The sequence below is a fragment of the Cohnella sp. SGD-V74 genome (assembly GCF_003001675.1).
Taxonomy (GTDB): Bacteria; Bacillota; Bacilli; order Paenibacillales; family Paenibacillaceae; genus Cohnella.
The window spans coordinates 43434-65631 of record NZ_PVYW01000001.1 but is presented as its reverse complement, the minus strand read 5'-3'; the positions used below and the strand labels follow the sequence as shown (position 1 = coordinate 65631).

The window sequence follows — 22198 nt, the reverse complement described above, 5'->3', positions numbered from 1 at the left end:
TTCTCCGTCCTAAGAACGGCGAAGGCCTTTTGGCTTGGAACCGGAAAGTTTCGGGAATACGGCCACCTGTCCTTGTGCTTCCGGGCATTATGGTCTAATATAAAAGTGATAGCTAGAAACAATGGCATGGGGCGGTTCGTCGTTCTGGCGAAGAATGGCTTACAATTGGAAGCAAGGGCACAGGGGGAGTGGGAATGGCAGCATCGGATACCCTAATCGATCTTCACGAGAAAGCGCTAAGGCTGCTTCAGGAAGACGCCGATAAAATCGAGAAGTTGATCGCTATCCAGATGGAAAACCTAACGACTCGTAAATGCCCGTTATACGAAGAAGTTCTGGACACCCAGATGTACGGCTTCTCACGGGCGGTGGATTTCGCGGTGCGTGCGGGGTTGGTCGACGAGAATGCAGGCAAGCTGCTGATCAGCCAACTGGAACGCAATCTGGCGATGCTATACGAAGCGTTGGAAAAGAAAGAAGAGTAGCACCCTGACAGGGCAGGGTTGCTGCTCTTCTTTTTTTGCGAGACAATATGGCGGAGAGACCGTCAAACGAAGAAAAAGGCAACTCCGAGAATGACGTAGACGAACAGCAGCAGCATGCCTTCGAACCAGGTCGTCGATCCGTCCCGCGAGATGGAGATTGCGATGAAGACGGCCACCCCGATGGCCGCGAGCTCGATCGTCGTGAAAATCAGGTTCATGCCCCCGCCGAACAGCAGGCTGACGAAGACGAGCACCGGAGCGACGAAGAGGGCGATCTGCAGACTGCTTCCGACCGCGATCTCGACCGCGGCTCCCATCTTGTTCTTCATGGCGAGCATGACGGCCGCGCTATGCTCAGCCGCGTTGCCGACGATGGCCACGACGAAGGCGCCGATGAACAGCTCCGACAGGCCGAAGCGCGCGGAGAACGCGTCCAGCGTATGCACGAGCCATTCGCTGATGAAGGCGACCATGACGGTAGCGGCGACGAGCAGGACGATGGACAGCGACTTGGACCATCCGGCGCTTTCACCGTGATCGGCTTTCGTATCCTCGTTGTCCGCCAGCAGATCCTTATGGGTGACCATCGAATAGACAAGCCAGCCGATGTAGGCCACGATGAGGAAGGCGGCTACGATCTCGCTCATTTTCAATGTATCCTCGACGGAGATGTGCTCGGTCTTGACGAAGATGGCGGGAATGAACAGCGCGATGATGCTCAGCAGCATGAGCGACGCGTTCTGACCGGCCAGGTGGACGTTGAATTTCTGCTCCTTGAACTTGAATCCTCCGGCCAGAGCGCTCACGCCGAGCACCAGCAGCAGATTGCCGATGATGGCGCCCGTCAAGCTCGCCTTGACGATCTCGAACAGACCTTCCTTGATCAGGAAGATGGCGATGATCAGCTCCGCCGCGTTGCCGAACGTGGCGTTCAGAAATCCGCCGAGCCGCTGTCCCGCGTAGTGCGCGACCGATTCGGTCGCTTTGCCGAGCAGGCCGGCCGCGAATAGAATCGCGATTCCGGCGAAGGCGAATTGGAGCTCCATCCCCCAGTGCAGATAATGGGAAAGGGCGCTGAGGAGAAACGTAACGACGAGCAGAGGATAAAACGATTTTTTTAACAAGCGGTCACCTTCTCGAAGGCAGAATGTAAAAATCCGGATTTGGCATTTCTTACTATACCCAATTTCTGTATGTTCGTAAACGGAGAGTTTTGAACAATGCGAGGCGGTTAGCCGCTGCGGTTGATTATGGAGTAGTCTTCCATTACAATGGAAGCATAACAGGTCGGGGAGAGTGGGCCGCTATGACGGATGAACTTCAACAAGGAATGATACGGATTTCCGACGACGTCGTCGCCACGATTGCCGGATTGGCGGCGCTGGAGACGCCGGGAGTCGCCGCGATGTCGGGCGGCATATCGGAAGGGTTGGCCAAGAGGCTCAGCGGACGCAACGCCCAGAAGGGCGTCTCCGTGGAAGTCGGCCAGGTCGAAGCGGCCATCGATTTGCGAATCGTCGTCCAGTACGGTATTCCGATTCAGGAAGTCGGTCGGAGACTTCAGGAGAACGTAAGGGAAGCCGTCGAGAATATGACGGGCTTGAACGTCGTCGAAGTCAACGTCAAGGTGGAAGGCGTAGCCTTCAAGGATGAAGAGACCGAAGAGCCTAACCGGGTGAAGTAGAGTCATCCGTATACACGAAAAAGAGAGCCTCCCGCGAGTTGCGAAGCGGAAGGCTCTTTTTGTTCATGAATGATAAGCTTTGTTGCGCGTATAAGGCGCCTGAGGCGCGTTCTGCGCCGTTTTCTCGACGCGGTTGTACTCCCTGGATACGCTGAGCAGAATGCCCATCCCCGCGAGCAGCGTGAGCATCGAGGAGCCTCCGTAGCTGATAAACGGCAAAGTGACTCCGGTAATCGGAATCGCTCCGCTGACGCCTCCCATATTGATGAGCGCCTGGATCGCGATCAGCGAGACGAGGCCGATGCCGACCAGCGTGCCGTAGATGTCCGGGCAGCGCAGGGAGACGATCAGCGCTCTCCACAGGAACAACACGTAGAACAGAATAAAGATCGTCGTGCCGATAAAGCCCAACTCCTCGCCGATGACGGCGAAAATGAAGTCGTTGTACGCGTAGGGCAGATAGAACAGCTTCTGGATGCTGTTGCCGAGTCCGGTGCCGGTCAATCCTCCGTGTCCGAACGCCTGCAGCGAACGGGACAGATGATATCCGCTCCCTTGCTGGTCCGCCAGCGGATCGAGGAAAGCGGTGAAACGGTCGCCGCGGAAGCCGAATCCCGCGTCCGGATTCAGCAGCAGGTAGAAGCTTGTCCCGAGCGCGGCCAAGCCGATCAGAACGGCGGAGGAAAGCAGGATGTGCTTGAGGTTCGACCCCCCGGCGACGACGATGGCCGACGCGCACATGACGAGGATGGCGCACGAGCCGAAGTCGGGCTGAAGCATGATGAGGAAGGCGAAGAAGCCGACGACGATCATGACGGGGAGCAGCCCTTTTTTGAAATTCCGGAACTTCTCGTCCTTCTTCGCGATGATCGCGGCCAAGTACATAATGATCGCCAGCTTCGCGAATTCGGTCGGTTGAACGCCGAACGAACCGACTCCAAACCAGCTTTTCGCGCCGTTCCGCGTCTCCCCGATGATCGGAACGAGAACGAGCAGGACAAGCGTGCCGATGAAGAACAACAGAAACAGCTTCTTGTATTTCTGATAGTGGATGTTCATCAGAATCAGCATGATAAACGTGCCTAGCCCGACCCACATCAATTGACGCTTCAGGAAGTAGAAGGCGTCATTGTTGTAGGCGGGCTTAGTGACCGCCATGCTGGAGCTGGCGCTGAAAACCATGACAAGTCCGAATCCTACGAGCAGAAGCGTCAGTATCAGCAACAGAAAATCTGGCGCGCCGCGCTGGCCGCTCTCCGGAGATTTCATCCCGAATTCCCCCGTGCCGCTTAGGATAGCAGCTTCTTCAGATCCTGCGCGCGTTGATTAGCGGCATTCAAGATCGGCTCGGGAATCGGAGATTCGTAATCCAGTCCGTGCGGGAACGTCGAGCGTCCGAGATAGACGGCTTCCACTTCCAGAACGGCGTCCGGATTTTCCAATTTGCCCTCGACGGCTCTCGTCGCGATGCGCAGATAGTAATCTTGCCCGCTTGTGCGGTCGTGCAGCTTCAGATCGTAAGTCGCGCGGCGATATTCCCACTGCCAGCGTACGAAGCCGAGCTTGTCGCCGGACTCGTCCAGATGGCCCAGATCGCTGCGCATTCCGTTTAACCCTGTATTTTCGAGTAACATGGTGATCCTCCTTATGTAGGTACAATCCAACGTGCAGGCTGCTTGCGCTCGGAGCCCGTTGGGGCAAGCGCTGTCCACTTCCATGATAGTCGGTTTGCATGCCTTCTGCAAGCCTGCATCGGGACCTAAGTTCGAACGTTCATTGACAATTCTCTTCGCCCGCTCTCCCGGTAGGTTACGGAGCCTTGCCGTTTCTGATACAATAATAAAAATACGCGGTTTACGGAAAGGAGTCGTCGCCATGACGGTCAACGAGCAAACGCTTCAGCCTCTTTACGGGGAGATGGTGAAATGGCGCCGACATCTGCATCGGCATCCCGAGCTGAGCTTCCAGGAACACGAAACGTCCGCCATGATCGCGGCGCTGCTGGAGGAGTGGGGACTGGAGGTGCGCCGGGGCGTCGCCGGAACGGGAATCGTCGCGCGGCTCGCCGGCGGCTTGCCGGGCCGGACGATCGCGCTGAGGTCCGATATCGACGCCTTGCCGATTCAGGACGCCAAAGATTGCGAGTATCGCTCAACCGTCCCCGGAGTCATGCATGCATGCGGCCATGACGGGCATATGGCCGAGCTGCTGGCGGTGGCCAAATATTACAGCCTGCATCGGGCGGAGACGGCCGGAACACGCGTCTTTCTCTTCCAGCCCGGAGAGGAGATGCTGCCGGGCGGGGCGATCCGGATGATCGAGGACGGCGCGCTGGACGGCGTGGACGCGATCTACGGCGTTCACCTGTGGTCTCCGCTGCCGTGCGGCACCGCGACGACCCGGCCGGGCCCCTTCATGGCGACGCCGGACGAGTTCGAGATCGAGATCATCGGCCGCGGCGGTCATGGAGGGCTCCCGCACGAGAGCCGGGACGCGCTCCTGGCCGGCGCGTCTCTCGTCTCGGCGCTGCAGACGATCGTCTCGCGCAGCGTCAACCCGCTCGACGCCGCCGTGCTGTCCGTGTGCAGGTTTTCCGCGGGCACGGCCAACAACGTCATCGCCGCCGGCAGCAAGCTGGCCGGAACGGTTCGCTCCTTTAATAAGGAAATGAGAGCCCTCGTGAGGGGGCGGATGGAGGAGATTGTCAAGCACACGTGCGAGATGCACGGCTGCGATTACCGGTTTCGGTTTATCGAGGGCTATCCTCCCGTCGTGAACGACGAGCGCGAAGCCAGCCGGGTGCTCCGAATTATAGGCGAGCTGCTGCCGGACACGGCTTCCGGACCGTGCGAACGCATCATGGCCGGCGAAGACTTCTCTTATTATCTCGAACGCAAGCCCGGCTGCTTCTTCTTCGTCGGGGCGGGCAAGCCGGAGGGGAGTTCGGCGCCCCACCACCATCCGATGTTCGACATCGAGGAGGAAGCGATGCTGCACGCGGCCCGGCTTCTGATCGCGGTGGCGGACGATGCCGCGCTCGATTTCGGCTAGGGCGTGTATGCATACACGCCCTAGCCGATTTTACCTGTATGGGGCTTCCGTGATTCGGTCACTCTACTGTAGGACCGAACAATGAAGCCGGATCGGGCGCCATTGGCGTCATTCGGCCATACAGGAGGCTATCGATGAGGAAAATTGCCGACATTATGTCGACCGATTGCGTGACGCTTTCCCGGAATGCCAGCATTACGGAAGCCGCGCGTTTGATGAGAGATCACGATATCGGCTTTATCCCGGTCGTGGACGGGCGCAAGCTGGTTGGCGTCGTGACCGACCGGGATCTTGTCGTTCGCGGCTACGCGGACAATCGCTCGGGCTCCGAATCTCTGGACGAAGTGGTGACGAACGGGGTTCGGACGGTGCCGTCCGACATGTCCGTCGACGAAGCCGCGTCGATTATGGCGGCGGAACAAATCCGCAGGCTTCCGGTCGTGAACGACGGCCATCTGGAAGGCATCGTCTCGATCGGCGACTTGGCCGTGCGGGAAATTTTCGTCAACGAAGCGGGAGAGGCGCTGAGCGAAATCTCCGAGCACGGCAACTCGTCTTACGCGCATTAACGATAGCGAGGCCGTCCCATTAAGTCAGGCAACAGGTATTATTATCGAGATGACCCGGTTCTTGTTCATCGATAATGCCAATTGTTGCTCGCTGACCTCTTATGGAACGGCCTCTTTGCGTTCCCAATGCATGAACCGGCGCCGAGGAGGAGAACCTTGTTAACGACAAGGAGGAATGCCGGATGGAAAATACGAGGCCGCTGTGGGTGCAGTCGGACGGCACGCTGCTGCTGGACGAGCGGCATCCGGAGTACGCGCAAGCGCGGGATTTTCTAAGGGAAGTCGCGATCTTGCAGAAACGTCCGGGCTTCTGGCATACATACCGGTTAACGCCGGTGACGCTGTGGAACGCAGCAGCCGCCGGCTGGACTTCCGTGCGCGTGTCGGAGCGGCTTGCCGCCATGGCCCGCTGCCCGCTTCCGGCTTCGGTAGAGCAGTTTGTCCGGATGCAGATGGAGCGGTACGGGCAAATTCGGCTCGTTAGCGACGGAGGCGAGCTTGTTCTATTGACCGATTCGCTAGAGTTAATGGAACGGGTCGGACGGCTGGAAGCGATCTCCGCCTGCTTCGCCGGCGGCCCCGAAGGCGCGCGGGCGGCGATTCGGCCCGAAGCCCGGGGCTGGATCAAGCGGGAACTGGCGAGCGCAGGCTACCCGGTCAAGGACGAGGCCGGTTTTCATGAAGGTCAGCCGCTGTCCGTGTCTCTGCGATCGGAGACGGAGGACGGCAGACCCGTGGAGCTGAGAGACTATCAGCGGGAGGCTGTGGACGCCTTGCTGGGAGATTCCGCGGGGAGCGGGGTTGTCGTGCTGCCGTGCGGTGCGGGCAAAACGTGGGTCGCCATGGCCGCCCTCGCCCGCCTGCAATGCGAGACGCTCATTTTGACGCCGAACGGAGTGTCGGTGGCGCAATGGATCTCCGAGCTGCTGCGGCATACGACGCTGACCGAGAGCGAGGTCGGCGAATATACGGGGCAATCGAAAAACGTAAGACCGGTCACGGTGGCGACCTACCAGGTGCTCACATACCGCTCTTCCAAGGGAGAGGAATATCCTCATCTCGAATTGTTCGTCAATCGGGACTGGGGGCTGATCGTCTATGACGAAGTCCATCTGCTTCCGGCTCCGGTGTTCCGAATGACGGCGGATATTCAGGCGACGAGGAGATTGGGGCTTACCGCCACTCTGGTACGCGAGGACGGCAGGGAGGAGGACGCGTTCGCGCTGATCGGACCGAAGAGATACGAGCTGCCCTGGAAGACGATGGAGGACCGGGGCTGGATCGCGGAGGCGGAGTGCACCGAGGTTCGGGTGCCGATGGAACCTGCCGCTGCAGCCGACTATGTCGCCGCTCCCAAGAGCCGGCGCAACCGGATCGCCGGGGAGAACCCGCGCAAGGCCGAAGTCGTCAGAGCGCTGCTGCAGCGCCACTCCGGCGTTCCGACGATCGTGATCGGCCAGTATCTCGATCAATTGCACGGACTGGCCGGGGAGCTGTCTTTGCCGCTCATTACCGGAGAGATGCCGCTGCGCGGGCGCAAAGAGCTGTTCGAGCGGTTCAAGCGGGGCGAGCTGGGCGTGCTGCTCGTCTCCAAAGTAGCCAACTTCGCCGTCGATCTGCCGGATGCGGCGATCGCGATCCAGGTGTCCGGAAGCTTCGGTTCCCGCCAGGAGGAGGCGCAGCGGCTGGGCCGCATTTTGCGCCCGAAGAAGAACGGGGCCAAGGCCCGGTTCTATTCGCTCGTCAGCGAGGGGACGGACGAGGTGGAGTTTTCGCGCAATCGCGGACGTTTCCTGCTTGAACAGGGGTATCCGTACCAGATCGACTACTGGAACGCCGAACGCGTTGGCGAAGCTGCCGGGGAGGTGTGCCCATGAACGTCAGACGGTCCGTCGAGAGGCTGCCGGAGGCGATGAAGCGGCTCATTGCCTCCGATCCCGCGGTCAAGGCGAGGCTGGAGCCGGGCATGGAGCTGGCCGACACGCTGTCGGACCCGGAATGGGCCGAGGCTTGGCTGCATCGCTGCCGCGATGCCGACCAGATCGCCGTATTAAGGGGCGTGCTGAACAAATACGGAGCCAATCCGTTCGAGCCGGAACGGATCGCGGCGGACGCGGAAGAGGAGCTCGGCTTGACCGGGGCCGAGGCGCGCGTCGCGATCGCGAAGCTGCGCAGAAGCGGCATCGTGTTCGCGGTGCGCAAAAGCTGGGGAGACCGGCTGATCTACGTGCCGGACGACGCCGTCGCGCTGTGGCAGCCGCTGCTGCTTCCTGCGGATAATCGGCCGCTTGAGCCCGATGAAGCTTGGGAGGTCGCGCCGAACGCGGCGGATTTCCGACAGCCGCTGGCGCTCGGCTTGCTGTCGGCCTGGCACGAGATCGCCAGGAAGCCGGTAGCGCGAACGGCCAAGGGAGCGCCGCAGCAGGCGGCGGTCGCACGGGTCGCAGCGGCTATGCGGCTTGAGGCGGAGGCGCTGAACGGCTTGCTGCCGACTTATCCTTATGGGGAACAGGTGCCCCCGCAGGCGATGCTGGCTCTCGATCTCGGACTCGTCTGCGGGGTGCTGAACGAGCAGGACGGCGTCATTGGCGTTCAGCGGAGCGTTTTGAACGAATGGCTCGGTTTGACGCTGCGCGAAGCCGATCGCCGGCTGCACGGTCTGGTCATGACCAGATACTGCGCCTCGCGGCCGGCCTTTCATCTGACGTTCTCGGCGGCGCTGGGATTAAGCGCTGGCAAGTGGCATACCGAAGGGCGAATCGGCGGCCAGTGGCAGAGCCGGGAAGAAGCCGACGGGCGGCTGGCGGTGCTGGAGGCGCTCGGCTGGATCGAACGCGGAACATGGCGGGGTCAGACGGTCATAAGAAGGCGTATGGAGCCGATGAGCTATAACGAGGGCGAGGAGAGTCCTTTCATCCTGCAGCCCGACGGGGAAATTCTCGTTCCGCCGGACGTCGGCTTGGCGACGCGCTGGACGCTGTTCGACGTTGCGGAGATGGAGAAGGCCGACGAATTGTGCGTGTACCGGCTGACGCGGCGCTCGTGCGAGGAGGCTTTCCGCTTGGGCTATTCGCTCGGAGAAGTGCTGGGCGTATTGGAGCAGGGATCCCAAGCCCCGGTTCCCGAGCCCGTTCGGGCTGCGCTCCGCGACTGGTTCGCTTCGCTGGGAAGGACGGAGCTCGTCGAAGCGCTGGTGCTGCGCGCGGACAGCAAGGAGGTCGCGGACGTCGTCGCCTCCGACGCCGACATAGCGGGGATGATCTTGGAACGAATCGGGGACAGGCACTTTCTCGTCGACGCTGCCGCAGGCAAAGCGATTCGGGCCAAGCTGCGGCAAGTCGGTTATCCGCCTGCGGATGCCGTTCGAATGGAGCGGGGCGCGACGGATGAGTCTCGAAGAGGCGGTGAACGGCCGGAGAGAGTGCGATTGGCGAGCGACGAACGACCTGCAGGCGGTGATCAACCGGCTAGAGAACGGTCGGCAGGCGGCGAGCTGCCGGGGAAAGACGAACGGTCGTCAAGCGAGGAACGGGGGTGGCCCGGAATCGGATCGGCGCTGTCCGCCTTCGAGGCGGACAGGGGGGGAACCGGTACGGAAGAGCTGTTCCCGGGGCTGGGGGACATCCCTGCGACATGGGTGACGAGGCCGAGGAAGTATCATCCTTCCACGAGCAAGGAGTTGATCAGGCGAGCCATCGAGTGGCGGACGGCGGTTCGTCTGGAACGGGAAGGAGACGCCTGTTATTTTGCGCCGCGCAGCATGCGCGAGAACGGAGCTTCCTGGGTAGCCGAGGGGAGATGGCGCCATCCGTCCGACGGTCGCGATTCCATCGTCGGTCCGATGGAACCGGCGCGCGTTCGCGCAGAGGAAGTCGCCGAGCTGATGATCGTTCTTCCCGATCTGGAGGAGCTTGAAACCAATTGACCGGATGAGCTCATCTTGTGTTATGATAGGGGAGGTAAGACAAAGCCGAATGGTGAGGTGAGGCCGATGGCCAGCATGACGCAAAACCTCCCCGCGGCGGAATATAGCGCGGCAGAGCCCGTCGATATGGCGCTGCTGCTGGACCGCGCTTACCAGCTGGGGGAATCGCTGATCCGCTCCGACTTCGCTGCGGAATACGCTTATTGGAAGACGGAAGTTCTGCAGGACGCCAAGGCCCAGAGCTTGAAGAAGCAGTTTCTTCAGGCGAAGGAGAAGTTCGCGGAGTGCGAGCGTTTCGGAAGATTCCATCCCGATTACAACGCCGCGTTGGAGCAAGTGTACGAAGCGCAGCAGCGGCTGGACGAGGTAGAATCCGTGCGCAAATACAAAGCCGCGGAGAGCTCCTTGGACGAGCTGCTGACCGATATATCCAGAACGCTCGCTTTTGCGGTATCGCAGAGCATCAAGGTTCCGGACAACAACCCTAATCCGAAAGCTTCGGGCTGCGGCAACGGGGGCAGCTGCTCCTGCGGGAGCGGAGGCTGCGGGTAACGGATTCCAGTTCAGACGGAGGTTGGACATGTTTGCCGAACGGACAGGGTACATCGTATGGTTCAGCGATTCGAAGGCGGCCAGAGGCTTGGACAAGTACGGAACGCTCCATTACTTGTCCCGCAAGATGCACTACGCCGTCATGTATATGAACGCCGATGTGGCGGATGAGACGGTTCGCAACTTGCAGAGGCTGCCCTTCGTGCGCAAGGTGGAACGTTCCTACAGGAACGAGATCAAAACCGAGTACGAGAAGAACGTACCGGACAAAACGCGGTTTTACGGCCTGTAAGTCCGGGAGCGCGATCTCTCGGGGGCCGGACGTTCGAACGGAACCGCACTCGCTCAAGAGAGACAGCCTCGCCTGCGGGGCTGTCTCTTCCTTTGTCCACGATTGAGCAAGTATAAAATTCGCTATCCTTCTCTGAATCGTCTCCGACAAAACGCATTCATCGTCCAGAGGACGCCGAAGGCGTTTTTGCTTGGGATGCCCGACTGTGAAAGATTGCAATTGACGAATCGTGAAACGGACTATTAAACTAGTATCAATTCTTTTTTATCGCTGTAACTGGAAGAAGCGTCGAAGCTTTTCAGCAGCTGGAGAAAAAAACAAACACGATAAAGGGGTAATGAAGTTGAAAAAGAAACTGTTATCGACCGTAATGCTGTCCACCACGGCGCTGTTAGCGCTTGCAGGGTGCGGCAGTAAGGAATCCGGCTCCGCAAGCTATACGATTGCCATTTCGCAAATCGTCGAACATCCGTCGCTTGACGCGACCAGAGACGGCTTCCTCAAGGCGCTTGAAGACGCCGGCATCAAGGAAGGCGATAATCTGAAAGTCGACGTCAATATCGCGCAAGGAGATTCGACGAACAACCTGTCGATCGCGCAGAAGATCGCCTCCGGCAAATACGATCTGGCGCTCGGCATCGCTACGCCGTCCGCGCTGTCGCTCGCCCAGAACGTCAAAGACTTCCCGGTTCTGTTCGCGGCCGTTACCGACCCTCTCGCCGACAAAGTCGTCAGCAGCCTGGAGAAGCCGGGCGCCAACGTCACCGGCGCGTCCGACACGAACCCGGAAGCGATCGTGCAGTTGATGGACTTCATCGCTTCGGATTTCCCTGACGTGAAGAACGTCGGTATCGTAATCAACGAAGGCGAGTCCAACGCTGTTATTATGGCGAAGAAAGCCGAGGAAGCGCTGTCGGCCCACGGCATCAAGCTGGTCAGAGCGGCAGCCACGACTTCCTCCGAAGTGAAGCAAGCGGCCGAATCGCTGATCGGACGCGCGGACGCGATCTACATCACGCTCGATAACACGGTCGTCACCGCGGCGGATTCGATTATTCAAGTCGCCAACGACAACAAGCTTCCGTTCTTCTCCAGCGACCGCGATACGGTCGAGAAGGGCGCGTTCGCAACGGTCGGCTTCAAATATTACGACCACGGCTACCAAGTCGGCCAGATGGCCGTCGACGTGCTGAAGAACGGCAAGAAACCGGCCGACATGCCGGTATCCGTACCGGACAAGCTGGACCTGATCCTGAACCTGAAAGCGGCCGAAGCGCAGGGCATCTCCGTCACGGACGCGATGAAGGATAAAGTGAAGGACAAAGAAAATAATATTATCCAGTAAACAGAACAATGGGGTGGGCGGCAGCCGTCGCTCACTCCATTTGTCTGTGAGGAGGCTTAACCGATGATTGATTCGATCTACGGAGCCGTTGCGCTGGGACTGCTGTACGCTTTGATGGCGCTCGGGGTCTACATCACGTTCCGCATCTTGGATTTCCCCGACCTGACCGTCGACGGGAGTTTCGCGACGGGAGGAGGGATCGCCGCGATCATGATCTCGACGGGGTATCATCCCGCGCTCGCCACGCTGGCCGCCTTCGGAGGCGGGCTCCTCGCGGGGGTCTGCACCGGACTTCTGCATACGAAAGGCAAAGTAAACGGCTTGCTGGCCGGTATTCTGATGATGATCGCGCTTCACTCCATCAACATTCGGATCATGGGTCGTCCGAACGTGTCCATCGTCAATATGGATACGTTGATTTCTTCGATCGTGAAGCCGGTCGGCCTGTTTATTCTCGTCATGGGGATCGCGGTGCTGATCGTCAAGCTGTTGCTGGACGCCTTCCTCCATACGGATTTGGGGCTTGCGCTCAGAGCTACGGGCGATAACGAGCGGATGATTCGCAGCTTCGGAGCGAACACGGACGGCACGAAAATATTGGGCGTCAGCCTGTCGAATGGCCTGGTCGCGCTGTCGGGCGCGCTTATTGCCCAGCAAGGCGGGTTCGCCGACGTCACGATGGGCGTAGGGATGATCGTCATCGGGCTTGCTTCCGTTATTATCGGCGAGGCGATTTTCGGAGCGAGAACGGTGTTTATGGCGACGCTGGCCGTCGTCATCGGCGCGATCATCTACCGGATCGTCATCGCCATCGCTCTGCGCGTCGAACTGTTCGAAGCCTCCGATCTTAAGCTGGTTACCGCGCTTATCGTCATTGTCGCGCTCGTCGTTCCGTACGTTCGCCGGGTGATGAGGCAGCGCAGCGTCGCCAAGAAGCGTTCCGAGGAACTGCTCGCGACGATCGCTCCTGGCAAAGGAGGTAAAGCCTGATGCTCGACCTGACGAACGTATCCAAGCTGTTTAATCCCGGAACGCCGGACGAGAAGGTGGCGCTCATGAACGCCAACCTGAAAATCAAATCGGGAGATTTCGTGACCGTCATCGGCAGCAACGGGGCGGGCAAGTCGACGCTGATGAACTTGATCTCGGGCGTTATGAAGCCGGACATCGGAGCGATCAGAATCGAGGGCACCGAGGTGCACGGCTTGCCCGAATATAAGAGAAGCTGCTGGATCGGGCGGGTCTTCCAAGATCCGATGGCCGGGACTGCGCCGCGGATGACGATCGAGGAGAACCTGACGATGGCCTACAAGCGCGGCAAGCCGCGCGGACTGGGCTGGGGAGCGACCGCTTCGAAGCGGAAGCTGTTCCGCGAGCAGCTCAGCCGTCTGGGCATCGGGCTCGAGAACCGCATGAGCGCCAAGGTGGGCTTGCTGTCCGGCGGGGAGCGGCAAGCGCTCAGCTTGCTGATGGCGACGTTCACGAAACCGCAGATTTTGCTCCTCGACGAGCATACGGCCGCCCTGGATCCGGCCAGAGCCGAGCTGATCACGCGGCTGACGGATGAAATCGTGCGCGACATGAAGCTGACGACGCTGATGGTGACCCACAACATGGAGCAGGCGATCCGCCTCGGCAACCGCCTGATCATGATGGACAAGGGGCGCATCATTCTCGACGTTCCCGCGGAGCGCAAGGCGGGCCTGACGGTCGCGCAGCTGCTGGGAGAATTCGAGAGAATCAGCGGTCACCAGCTTTCCGACGACCGCATCGTATTGGGCTAGACGGGGCTGTCCCGGTTCATCATCCGATGGTGGGCGGGCGCCTCTTTTTATTGCATGGGAATTTTTTCTAAACGTCTATTTTATTGTTGAATCGTAGGGAATAGATGCTGTAGAATGTACTTAAGTTCCTAGGAACACATGACAAATTTGATTCAGAAGACCTAGAATCGGGAAGGGGATGGCCCGGTGAAGGATAGGCATACGGAGCGATGGAGCACATACGAACCCTTTCATGTCGTTCTTGGGGATAAGAAAGTATCCGACATCATTATTACGAACCATGCTCGTACCCGCTGGTCGGACCGAGTGGAGCAGGAGAAGACCGGCTATTCCGATATCGCCGAATTCATGTGGCAATGCTTGAAGGACGGGCGTATCGTTTCCTATTACCGGAATGAGCAGGACGTCTATACGATCGACGACGATCTTGTTTTCGTTGCCGAATTTTCCGTGAGCGAGACCGATACGGACCTGCTTGGAAATCCCCTCCACAAGATGATCGTCGTTACGTTCCTCGGAAGAATGTCGGAGACGATGGAGCTCCGGGATCTGAAGACGTATTATTCGTGGCTGCGCCATTCCAGGCGCATGACGTTAATCAAAAACAATCGCAAACGCCGCTAAGCGGCTGCGCGATCGGAACGGCCGGGCCGGAGGAGCACCCTCCGCCCGGCCGTTCGTATTCTATGGTATAATGCGAGAGAAACTTACGGACGGGAAGGCGGAAAGAGATGGCGCTCAACGTGCACCAACTTCACATTTTCTACACCGTCGCGGAGAGGGGAAGCTTCTCCGCGGCCGCGCAGTCGCTGCACATGACCCAGCCCGCCGTGACGATGCAGGTGCAAGCATTGGAGGAGCGGTTCGGCACGAAGCTGTTCAACCGGACGACGAAACGGCTGGAGCTGACGGAGGCGGGGCATCGTCTGCTTCCGCAAGCCCGCAAAGCGGTGGAGCTGATGCGGGATACGGACGAGATGATGACCAAGTATATCGAAGAGCTGAAGGGGAGGCTGCAGTTCGCGGCCAGCCTGACGATCGGGGAATACGTGCTGCCTCGGCTGCTCGGCAGCTTCCTGCGAAGATTTCCGAATGTCTCCGTCGACATGAAGGTGATGAACACGACCGAGATTATCGAAGCGGTCGCCCACCAGGGGCTGGATTTCGGCATTATCGAAGCGCCTTGCGACGTTCCGGGCTTCGAGGCCCAAGCGGTCATGGACGACGAGCTGCTGCTCATCGCTCCGTCGAACCATCCGTTCGCTTCCCGAGAGCAGGTATCGCTCGAAGAGGCGATCCGGGAGCCGCTCGTGCTGCGGGAAAAAGGCTCGGGCACGAGACAGATCATGGAGGAGGAGCTGCAGCGGCACGGCGTCACCGAAGAGCGGCTGCGGGTCGTCAGCGAGTTCGGCAGCACGGGGGCGGTCAAATCGGCGGTGGAGGCCGGACTCGGCCTGTCGCTGCTGTCCGTGTGGACGATCAAGCACGAGCTTGCCCTTGGTCTGCTGAAGCCGGTGAGAATTACGGGCGTCAGCTTTAGGCGCCAGTTCTATTCGGTAAGGCTGCGTTCGTCGTTGCTGCCGATTCCGGCGGTCGCCTTGCTGAGCGAATTGGGGGAATTGTCGCATGAGTAGACGCGCGGATCTGCATATGCATACGACGGCCTCGGACGGCATGTTCGCTCCGGCCGACAACGTTCGGATGGCCAAGGAAGCGGGGCTGTTCGCGATAGCGATTACCGATCACGATACGGTGGCGGGGGTAGACGAAGCGCTGCGGGCCGGACGCGAGCTTGGCATCGTTGTCGTGCCCGGAGTCGAGCTAAGCACGGTTGCAAGCGGCAAGGATATTCACGTGCTGGCCTACGGCTTCGATCTGGACGACGGGAAGTGGCTGGCCCGATTGGAGACGCTGCGCGAAGGAAGGAATCTTCGGAACGAGCGCATGCTGGCCAATCTGGGCCGGCTCGGCATGCCGATCACTCCGGAGGAGCTGGCGGCCGCGGCCGGGAAGTCGGAGCGCAAGGACAAATCGGTCGGCAGGCCGCACATCGCGCAGGCGATGGTGGACAAAGGCTACGTGTCGGACTTGAGAGAGGCGTTCGACCGGTGGCTGGCGGAAGGGAAGCCGGTTTACGAGCGGCAGGAACGCGCCTCCTCGCTGGAGGCGATCGGCTGGATTCACGAGGCGGGCGGCAAGGCTGTCATCGCCCATCCGGGCATATATGGGGACGACGATCTCGTGCTCTCTTTGCTGGATGGGGGAGCGGACGGTCTGGAGGCGTACCATTCGGATCATAATCCGGAGCAGGAGCGCCGTTACGCCGAATGGGCGGCGGCTCGCGGCAAGCTGGCTACCGGGGGCTCCGATTTCCACGGCGTCAAGGACGGCAAGGTCTATCACGGGGCGATCGGCAATCGCAGCGTGGACGCCGACATCCTTGAGCGGCTCGGCGTGCGGACGGAATAGCTTGCCTGCCTGCTGATGAGCGCAGGGCAGCGGCTGACCAATAAACCCGCGAGGCGGTACGATCAACAGAAAGGCGGCAATCCCTGGAGCCTAAGCTCCGGCGATTGCCGCCTCTCTTTTTATTTAACCGTGGACGGCATTTGCTGGATGCGGCTTTCGTCCGGGGTGACGAACAGCGTCTTCTGGGCGTCGTAGATGACGAAGCCGGGTTTGGCGCCGTTGGGCTTGCGGACGTAGCGGATGAGCGTGTAGTCGACGGGGACGCTGCTCGACGACTTGGCTTTGCTGTAATAAGCGGCCAGCATCGCCGCCTCGTGCAGCGTCGCCTCGCCGAACTCGCCGCCGCGGATGAGCACGTGGGAGCCGGGAATGTCCTTCGTATGCAGCCACGTGTCGGATGACGACGCGAGACGGTTCGTAATGTAGTCGTTTTGCGTGTTGTTTTTGCCGACGTAGATCGCGACGCCCTCGCTCGACGTGTAGCACAGCACGGCAGGGCGGTCCTTTTTCCGCTTTTTAGCTCCTCGTTTAACGCCCCGCTCGCGGATGTAGCCCTGCTCGATCAGCTCGTCCCGAATTTCCCCGATGTCGTCCGGACTCGCCGATTCGAGTCCTTGCAGCACAGAAGCCAAGTAGGCGAGTTCCGCGTTCGTCGCTTCGATCTGCTCCGTTACGACGTCGCGGCTGTTCTTCAGCTTGTTGTACTTTCGGAAGTAGCGCTGGGCGTTCTCGTTAGGCGTCAGCAGAGGATCGAGCGCGACGGTGCGCGTCGGCTGCTCTTCCTCGTAGTAGTCGACGACGTCGACGGAGGCGTCGCCCCGCTGGAAAGCGTACAGATGCGCGGTCAGCAGTTCGCCGATCCGACGGAACTTGTCGGCTTCGGCCGCTTCGTCGAGCGTCTCCTGCAGCTTGACCAGCTTTTTCTCGTTTTTGGCGATCTCGTTCAGCAGGAAACGGTTCAAGTCCGTCGTGCGCTGCCGGACCAGATCGCGGGACGCCTTGTCCCGATAGAAGCTTTCCAGACACTCGTGAACGGAAGGGAACGTCTGCCTCTCCCCGTTCAGATGCGTCAAGGAAAGGGCGGAGAAGGCCGCTTTGCCGTTCTCCTGCACGACGATATTCGGCTCGTACGCATCGCGCGCCACTTGATCGAACGTCTCCCGGAATGCCGCCCACAGTCCTTGCGGGCGCTGTGCGGCCCGGAAGGCGATCTCGCGGGAGATGAGCGGGCTCAGCCCGGTGAAAGCTCCGAGCAAAGCCTTCGAAGCGGCGTCGACGTAAGACGAATCTTCGCGAAGCTCAGGAAGATTGCCGCCCCGGGACGTCAATTCGGCGAACTTCGCCTCGCCGATGCCGAGAGGGTCGGCCTTATCCTGCTCCGGAGGAGAGACGTACGCGCTTCCCGGAAGGACGACGCGGTAGCTGCTGATGGCCGGGGTTACGTGGCGAATGCCGTCGTGCACAACGCCGGTGACCGGGTCCATCAAAATAATGTTGCTGTGCCGGCCCATAATTTCGATGACAAGCCGCTTCAGGGAGGCGTCCCCGAGCTCGTCCCGGTGCCGGACGTCGATCTCCACGATTCTTTCCAGACCGATCTGGCGCACAGCTTCGATAACGCCGCCTTCGCAATATTTGCGCAGCAGCATGCAGAACATCGGCGGTTCGGACGGGTTGGCCCAAACCTGCTCCGTCCAATGCAGTCGGGGCATCGAAGGGTGTGCGGACAGCAGCAGCTTGCCGCCGGCGCCTTGCCCGCGTATATGCAGGATCAGTTCATTGTCCGTAGGCTGATAGATTTTAAGAATTCGCGCTCTGACGCACGATTGAAGCTCGCGTACGAGCGCTCTGACGACGATTCCGTCCAATGACATATCGTTTGATCTCCTGTGTAAGTAGGTTCGCTTCGGGTGGATGCCGCCTCCCTATGATGCCATACATTTTCGGAAAGGGAAAGCGCGGGGACTTTCTGCTCTCAATCATTCAATTTTCCTTGAAAGGAAATTTCCCTTGACGGAAATTTCCCCGTGGTGTAAATTGGAACCATAAAGCCTAATCTTACGGAAAGGAGGAGCGCCAGCAATGACATTCGCAACGCTCAGCGCCCTTGCCGAGCCCAACCGGTTCAACATCGTCGAGCTGCTGCGCGATTACGGCTCGCTGACCGTCAGCGAGATCGCCAACAAGCTGGGGCTGCGGCTCCCTCAATCTTCCAAGCACCTGCACGTGCTGGCCGAGGCCGGTCTCGTCCAAGTGCAGGTCGATGCGAACCGCCGCATCTATTCGTTATGTCCGACGCCGCTGATCGAGATGAACGACTGGCTGGAATCTTTCATCCGGATCAAGGAAGAGCAGTACGACCGTTTCGAGCAGTTGCTGCAGAAGGCCCAGCGTGAAGACAACAATCCCTATTAATGAGATGAAAAGGAGAAATCAAACATGTCGAAAACGAACATTATCGCCGAACCGGGAAAACAGGAAGTCGCGATCACCCGAATTTTCAATGCCCCACGAGACCTTGTTTTCCGGATGTATACGGACCCGGCCACGGTGCCGGATTGGTGGGGCCCGAGAAGCATGCAGACGAGGGTAGACCGGATGGAGGTCAAAAAGGGCGGTGTATGGAGGTACATTCAACAGGAAAGCGGCGGCGGGAACGAGTTTGCGCATAACGGGGTTTACCACGAGGTGGCCGCGCCGGAACGGCTCATTAACACGTACGAATTCGAAGGTTATCCCGGCGTGGTCGGGCTCGTCACGACGACGTTCGAGGAATTGGAGGGCGGCAAGACGAAGTTTACGGAGCTGACGCTGTATCCTTCCGTGGAAGTTCGCGAAGCGGTGCTGCAAACCGGCATGGCGGAAGGCGCGAGCGAGCTGCTTGATCGCCTGGAGGAGCAGTTGGAGAAGGTTCAGTCCCGCTAAAGGGCGCGGTTTTGAAGATTAAGCGGTCGTCTTGTCGCCATCTCGTATGGGGGCGGGGCGGCCGCTCTTTGCATGCGCGGCGATCGCCATTCCTCGTACAACCCCCGGGGATATTTCCCGGCTTGTCTGAATACATATAGGTCAAGAACCGCACGCGGATAAGACGGAAGGGGTTGACGATCTTGGAAGGTCAGGCATGGCATCAGCTGAGCGAGGAGCAATTGACGAAGGCGCTGGATACCGACGGCGAAAAAGGATTGTCGCGGGAGCAGGCGGACGAGCGTCTTCAGGCGATCGGACCGAACGAGCTCGCCGAGAAGCGCGGAGATTCTCCGCTGAAGCTGCTGCTGAATCAATTCAAGGATTTCATGGTGCTCGTGCTGGTGGGGGCGACGATCATCTCCGGATTGCTCGGGGAGATGCTGGACGCGCTCACGATTATCGCGATCATCCTCATTAACGGCGTGCTGGGCTTCTATCAGGAATATCGGGCCGAGCGTTCGCTTCGGGCGCTGAAGGAGCTGTCCGCTCCTTTTGCCAAAGTGATCCGGGGAGGGGAGCTGCTGCACATTCCGGCGAGGGACCTCGTGTCCGGGGACCTCGTGCTTCTGGAAAGCGGAGACCGGGTGCCCGCGGATCTTCGTTTCGTGGAATGCAACGACTGCTCGGTGGACGAGTCCGCCCTGACGGGGGAATCGGTGCCTGTCGTCAAGTCGGCGGGCAAGCTGGATTCGGCGGATTTGGCGCTCGGGGACCGGAAAAATTGCGGCTATCTCGGGACGATGGTGACGCGCGGAACGGCGAAAGGGATCGTGACGGTCACGGGCATGCGGACGGAGATGGGCAAAATCGCCGATCTGATCCAGCAGACGGAGGAGGCGGAAACGCCGCTTCAGCACCGTCTTGAGCAGCTCGGCAAAATTTTGATCGTCGTGGCGCTCGTATTGACGGTCGTCGTCGTGCTCGCCGGCATCTTGCACGGACAGCCCGCTTACGACATGTTCCTGGCCGGCGTCAGCTTGGCCGTCGCCGCCATTCCGGAAGGTCTTCCGGCGATCGTGACGATCGCGCTCGCTCTGGGCGTCCAGCGCATGATCAAGCGCAGGGCGATCGTCCGCAAGCTGCCGTCCGTCGAGACGCTCGGCTGCGCCTCTGTGATTTGTTCCGACAAGACCGGGACGCTGACGCAAAACAAAATGACCGTCACCAAGCTGTGGCTCGGCGGCAGGACGATCGAAGTGACGGGCGAAGGCTACGAGCCGGTCGGCCTGCTGAAGGAGAACGGCAAAAGCATCGACGCCAAGGGCGACGCCGCCCTGCGCCGGCTGACGCAGATCGCCGCGCTCTGCAACAACTCGGACCTGTCTCAGCAGGAAAAGAGCGACGATGCCAAGAAACGCAAGCCGGCCAAAGGAGAACCGCCGGTTTCCGACGCCGCGGAATGGAAAATCAAAGGCGATCCGACCGAAGCGGCGCTGCTCGTGCTGTCGGCGAAGACGGGGCTGGTCAAATCCGCGCTGCAAAGCCTGTATACGCGCGTCAAAGAATTCCCGTTCGACGCCGAACGCAAGCGGATGTCGGTGCTCGTCTCCCACCAGGGAGGCAAGCTGATCTGCGCCAAAGGAGCGCCCGACCTGCTCGTCGGCCAGTGCGCTTACGTGCTGTGGGATGATCAGGTCGTCCCGTTCACGGCGTCGCTCAAGTCGAAGGTGCTCGCCGCGAACGAAGCGATGGCCAGGGAGTCGCTTCGCGTCCTGGGAACGGCGTATCGGGACGTCAAAGGACATGAGACCTGCGACAATAGCGAGCAAGCCGAGAGCGGGCTCATCTTCGTCGGGCTGACGGGGATGATGGACCCGCCGCGCAAGGAAGTCAAGGAAGCGATCTACAAGTGCCGCCAGGCGGGCATCAAGACGGTCATGATTACCGGAGATCACGGCACGACGGCGGAGTCGATCGCCAGAACGCTCGGCATTATCGGCCGCGAGGGCCGCGTCATCACCGGCACGGAGCTGGCGGCAATGCCCGACGAAGAGCTGGAGAAGGTCGCCGACGACGTGAACGTATACGCCCGCGTTTCTCCCGAGCACAAGCTGAGAATCGTGCAGGCGCTGCAGCGGCGCGGACACGTCGTGGCGATGACGGGGGACGGGGTCAACGACGCTCCGGCGGTTAAGGCGGCCGACATCGGCATCGCGATGGGCATCACCGGAACGGACGTGACGAAGGAAGCTTCCGCGCTTGTGCTGTCCGACGACAATTTCTCGAGCATCGTCGCCGCCGTGGAGGAAGGGCGCGGCATCTACGAGAACATCCGCAAGTTCATCCGCTATCTGCTGGCGTCGAACGTCGGCGAGATTATGACGATGTTCCTGGCGATGATGGCCGGGCTGCCGCTTCCCCTCGTTCCGATCCAGATTTTGTGGGTCAACCTGGTGACGGACGGACTGCCGGCGATGGCGCTCGGCGTCGATCAGGCGGAGAGCGATCTGATGCAGCAGAAGCCAAGGCCGGCCAAAGAGAACATTTTCGCCAGACGGCTCGGTTGGAAGATCGTCAGCCGCGGCGTGCTGATCGGCCTCTGTACGCTGGGGGCGTTCGTGCTGGCGCTGAAAGCGGGAGAAGGTCAGCCGGACCAGCTCATTCACGCGCAGACCGTCGCGTTCGCCACTCTCGTCATGGCTCAGCTCATTCACGTGTTCGACTGCCGCAGCTCACGTTCGATTTTTCACCGCAAGCTGTTGGAGAACAAGTTCCTCGTCCTCGCGGTGCTGTCTTCGCTGGTGCTGATGCTGGCCGTGCTGTACATCGAGCCGCTGCAGCCGATATTCAAAACCGTGCCGCTCGACTTGCGCGACTGGGCGCTCGTCATCGTCGCCGCCGGCATCCCGACGTTCGCGATGGGCGCCGGCAGCGTATGGGGCTCTTCGAAGCAGAAGAAGAAAGGAACCAAAATCACTTACGGAGGCAACTCCGCCTCGGCCAGGCCCGCCAGATAAACGATTCGATCGGCCAAACAGCCTTGCTCTCCCATTCGTGGGATGGCGGGCTGTTTTTTTGTCGGGAATCGGTCACATTCGCGGGAGGCTCGTCGGTGTCACTCTTCTGAAGGGACGG

At 60.1% G+C, this 22198-nt stretch carries 21 protein-coding genes; 17 read left to right on the top strand and 4 right to left on the bottom strand.

All coding sequences use genetic code 11. From position 1 onward, the window contains the following. Window positions 1–194 precede the first annotated feature (194 nt). Window positions 195–485, top strand: a complete 291-nt coding sequence (locus B0G52_RS00305) for an Fpa/YlaN family protein (RefSeq protein ID WP_094041525.1) — start codon at window positions 195–197, stop codon at window positions 483–485. 62 nt (window positions 486–547) lie between these two features. Here the strand turns inward: B0G52_RS00305 and cax are convergent, their stop codons facing one another. Then, a complete protein-coding gene (gene cax / locus B0G52_RS00300; protein ID WP_094041524.1) occupies window positions 548–1609 on the bottom strand; it encodes a calcium/proton exchanger in 1062 nt (353 codons plus the stop codon). A 182-nt stretch (window positions 1610–1791) separates the two neighbouring features. On the opposite strand from cax, the gene B0G52_RS00295 reads away from it, so the two are divergent. Then, complete coding sequence (locus B0G52_RS00295; RefSeq protein ID WP_094041523.1) at window positions 1792–2169, top strand: Asp23/Gls24 family envelope stress response protein; 378 nt, start codon at window positions 1792–1794, stop codon at window positions 2167–2169. A gap of 63 nt (window positions 2170–2232) precedes the next feature. Here B0G52_RS00295 and ftsW read toward each other — a convergent pair whose 3' ends face one another. Then, window positions 2233–3438 (bottom strand): putative lipid II flippase FtsW, encoded by a 1206-nt coding sequence (ftsW, locus tag B0G52_RS00290; protein WP_094041522.1) that lies wholly within the window; start codon window positions 3436–3438, stop codon window positions 2233–2235. A gap of 20 nt (window positions 3439–3458) precedes the next feature. Next, window positions 3459–3803, bottom strand: coding sequence for a YugN family protein (locus B0G52_RS00285; protein ID WP_094041521.1), 345 nt, complete (start codon window positions 3801–3803; stop codon window positions 3459–3461). Between the two features lie 241 nt (window positions 3804–4044). On the opposite strand from B0G52_RS00285, the gene B0G52_RS00280 reads away from it, so the two are divergent. The 12 genes from B0G52_RS00280 to B0G52_RS00225 all read left to right on the top strand — a co-directional run bounded on the left by B0G52_RS00280 (window position 4045) and on the right by B0G52_RS00225 (window position 16156). Continuing rightward, window positions 4045–5220, top strand: coding sequence for a M20 metallopeptidase family protein (locus tag B0G52_RS00280; protein WP_094041520.1), 1176 nt, complete (start codon window positions 4045–4047; stop codon window positions 5218–5220). A gap of 134 nt (window positions 5221–5354) precedes the next feature. Continuing rightward, the gene (locus B0G52_RS00275; protein WP_094041519.1) at window positions 5355–5789 is read left to right on the top strand and encodes a CBS domain-containing protein; all 435 of its coding nucleotides are present in this window, start codon (window positions 5355–5357) and stop codon (window positions 5787–5789) included. Window positions 5790–5971: 182 nt separating this feature from the next. After that, window positions 5972–7666, top strand: a complete 1695-nt coding sequence (locus tag B0G52_RS00270) for a DNA repair helicase XPB (RefSeq protein ID WP_094041518.1) — start codon at window positions 5972–5974, stop codon at window positions 7664–7666. Beyond that, the gene (locus tag B0G52_RS00265; protein WP_094041517.1) at window positions 7663–9714 is read left to right on the top strand and encodes a helicase-associated domain-containing protein; all 2052 of its coding nucleotides are present in this window, start codon (window positions 7663–7665) and stop codon (window positions 9712–9714) included. The genes B0G52_RS00270 and B0G52_RS00265 overlap by 4 nt, the downstream gene beginning before the upstream one ends. Before the next feature lie 66 nt (window positions 9715–9780). Next, window positions 9781–10266, top strand: coding sequence for a YlbF/YmcA family competence regulator (locus B0G52_RS00260; protein ID WP_094041516.1), 486 nt, complete (start codon window positions 9781–9783; stop codon window positions 10264–10266). A 28-nt stretch (window positions 10267–10294) separates the two neighbouring features. After that, entirely contained in the window at window positions 10295–10558 is a 264-nt protein-coding gene (locus B0G52_RS00255) for a YlbG family protein (RefSeq protein ID WP_094041515.1), read from the top strand. 337 nt (window positions 10559–10895) lie between these two features. Beyond that, window positions 10896–11903, top strand: a complete 1008-nt coding sequence (locus B0G52_RS00250; RefSeq protein WP_094041514.1) for an ABC transporter substrate-binding protein — start codon at window positions 10896–10898, stop codon at window positions 11901–11903. 63 nt (window positions 11904–11966) lie between these two features. Beyond that, window positions 11967–12893: an ABC transporter permease gene (locus tag B0G52_RS00245; RefSeq protein WP_094041513.1), complete on the top strand. Its 927-nt coding sequence runs from the start codon at window positions 11967–11969 to the stop codon at window positions 12891–12893. Beyond that, a complete protein-coding gene (locus B0G52_RS00240; protein WP_094041512.1) occupies window positions 12893–13687 on the top strand; it encodes an ABC transporter ATP-binding protein in 795 nt (264 codons plus the stop codon). Before B0G52_RS00245 ends, B0G52_RS00240 begins: the two co-directional genes overlap by 1 nt. 186 nt (window positions 13688–13873) lie before the next feature. Then, on the top strand, window positions 13874–14311 hold the full coding sequence (locus B0G52_RS00235; RefSeq protein WP_094041511.1) for a hypothetical protein: 438 nt from the start codon (window positions 13874–13876) through the stop codon (window positions 14309–14311). Window positions 14312–14418: 107 nt separating this feature from the next. Continuing rightward, the gene (locus tag B0G52_RS00230) at window positions 14419–15321 is read left to right on the top strand and encodes a LysR family transcriptional regulator (RefSeq protein ID WP_094041510.1); all 903 of its coding nucleotides are present in this window, start codon (window positions 14419–14421) and stop codon (window positions 15319–15321) included. Beyond that, the gene (locus B0G52_RS00225) at window positions 15314–16156 is read left to right on the top strand and encodes a PHP domain-containing protein (protein WP_094041509.1); all 843 of its coding nucleotides are present in this window, start codon (window positions 15314–15316) and stop codon (window positions 16154–16156) included. Before B0G52_RS00230 ends, B0G52_RS00225 begins: the two co-directional genes overlap by 8 nt. Before the next feature lie 119 nt (window positions 16157–16275). Here the strand turns inward: B0G52_RS00225 and B0G52_RS00220 are convergent, their stop codons facing one another. After that, window positions 16276–18030: an Rqc2 family fibronectin-binding protein gene (locus tag B0G52_RS00220; protein WP_094041508.1), complete on the bottom strand. Its 1755-nt coding sequence runs from the start codon at window positions 18028–18030 to the stop codon at window positions 16276–16278. 208 nt (window positions 18031–18238) lie between these two features. Between B0G52_RS00220 and B0G52_RS00215 the strand changes: the two genes are divergently transcribed. The 3 genes from B0G52_RS00215 (at window position 18239) to B0G52_RS00205 (ending at window position 22080) form a co-directional block, all read left to right on the top strand. Beyond that, window positions 18239–18571 carry an ArsR/SmtB family transcription factor gene (locus B0G52_RS00215; RefSeq protein WP_094041507.1) on the top strand — a complete coding sequence of 111 codons (333 nt, stop codon included), beginning with the start codon at window positions 18239–18241 and terminating at the stop codon, window positions 18569–18571. A 24-nt stretch (window positions 18572–18595) separates the two neighbouring features. Beyond that, window positions 18596–19081 carry an SRPBCC family protein gene (locus tag B0G52_RS00210; protein WP_094041506.1) on the top strand — a complete coding sequence of 162 codons (486 nt, stop codon included), beginning with the start codon at window positions 18596–18598 and terminating at the stop codon, window positions 19079–19081. 182 nt (window positions 19082–19263) lie between these two features. Beyond that, the gene (locus B0G52_RS00205) at window positions 19264–22080 is read left to right on the top strand and encodes a calcium-translocating P-type ATPase, SERCA-type (protein WP_094041505.1); all 2817 of its coding nucleotides are present in this window, start codon (window positions 19264–19266) and stop codon (window positions 22078–22080) included. The last annotated feature ends 118 nt before the right edge of the window (window positions 22081–22198 follow it).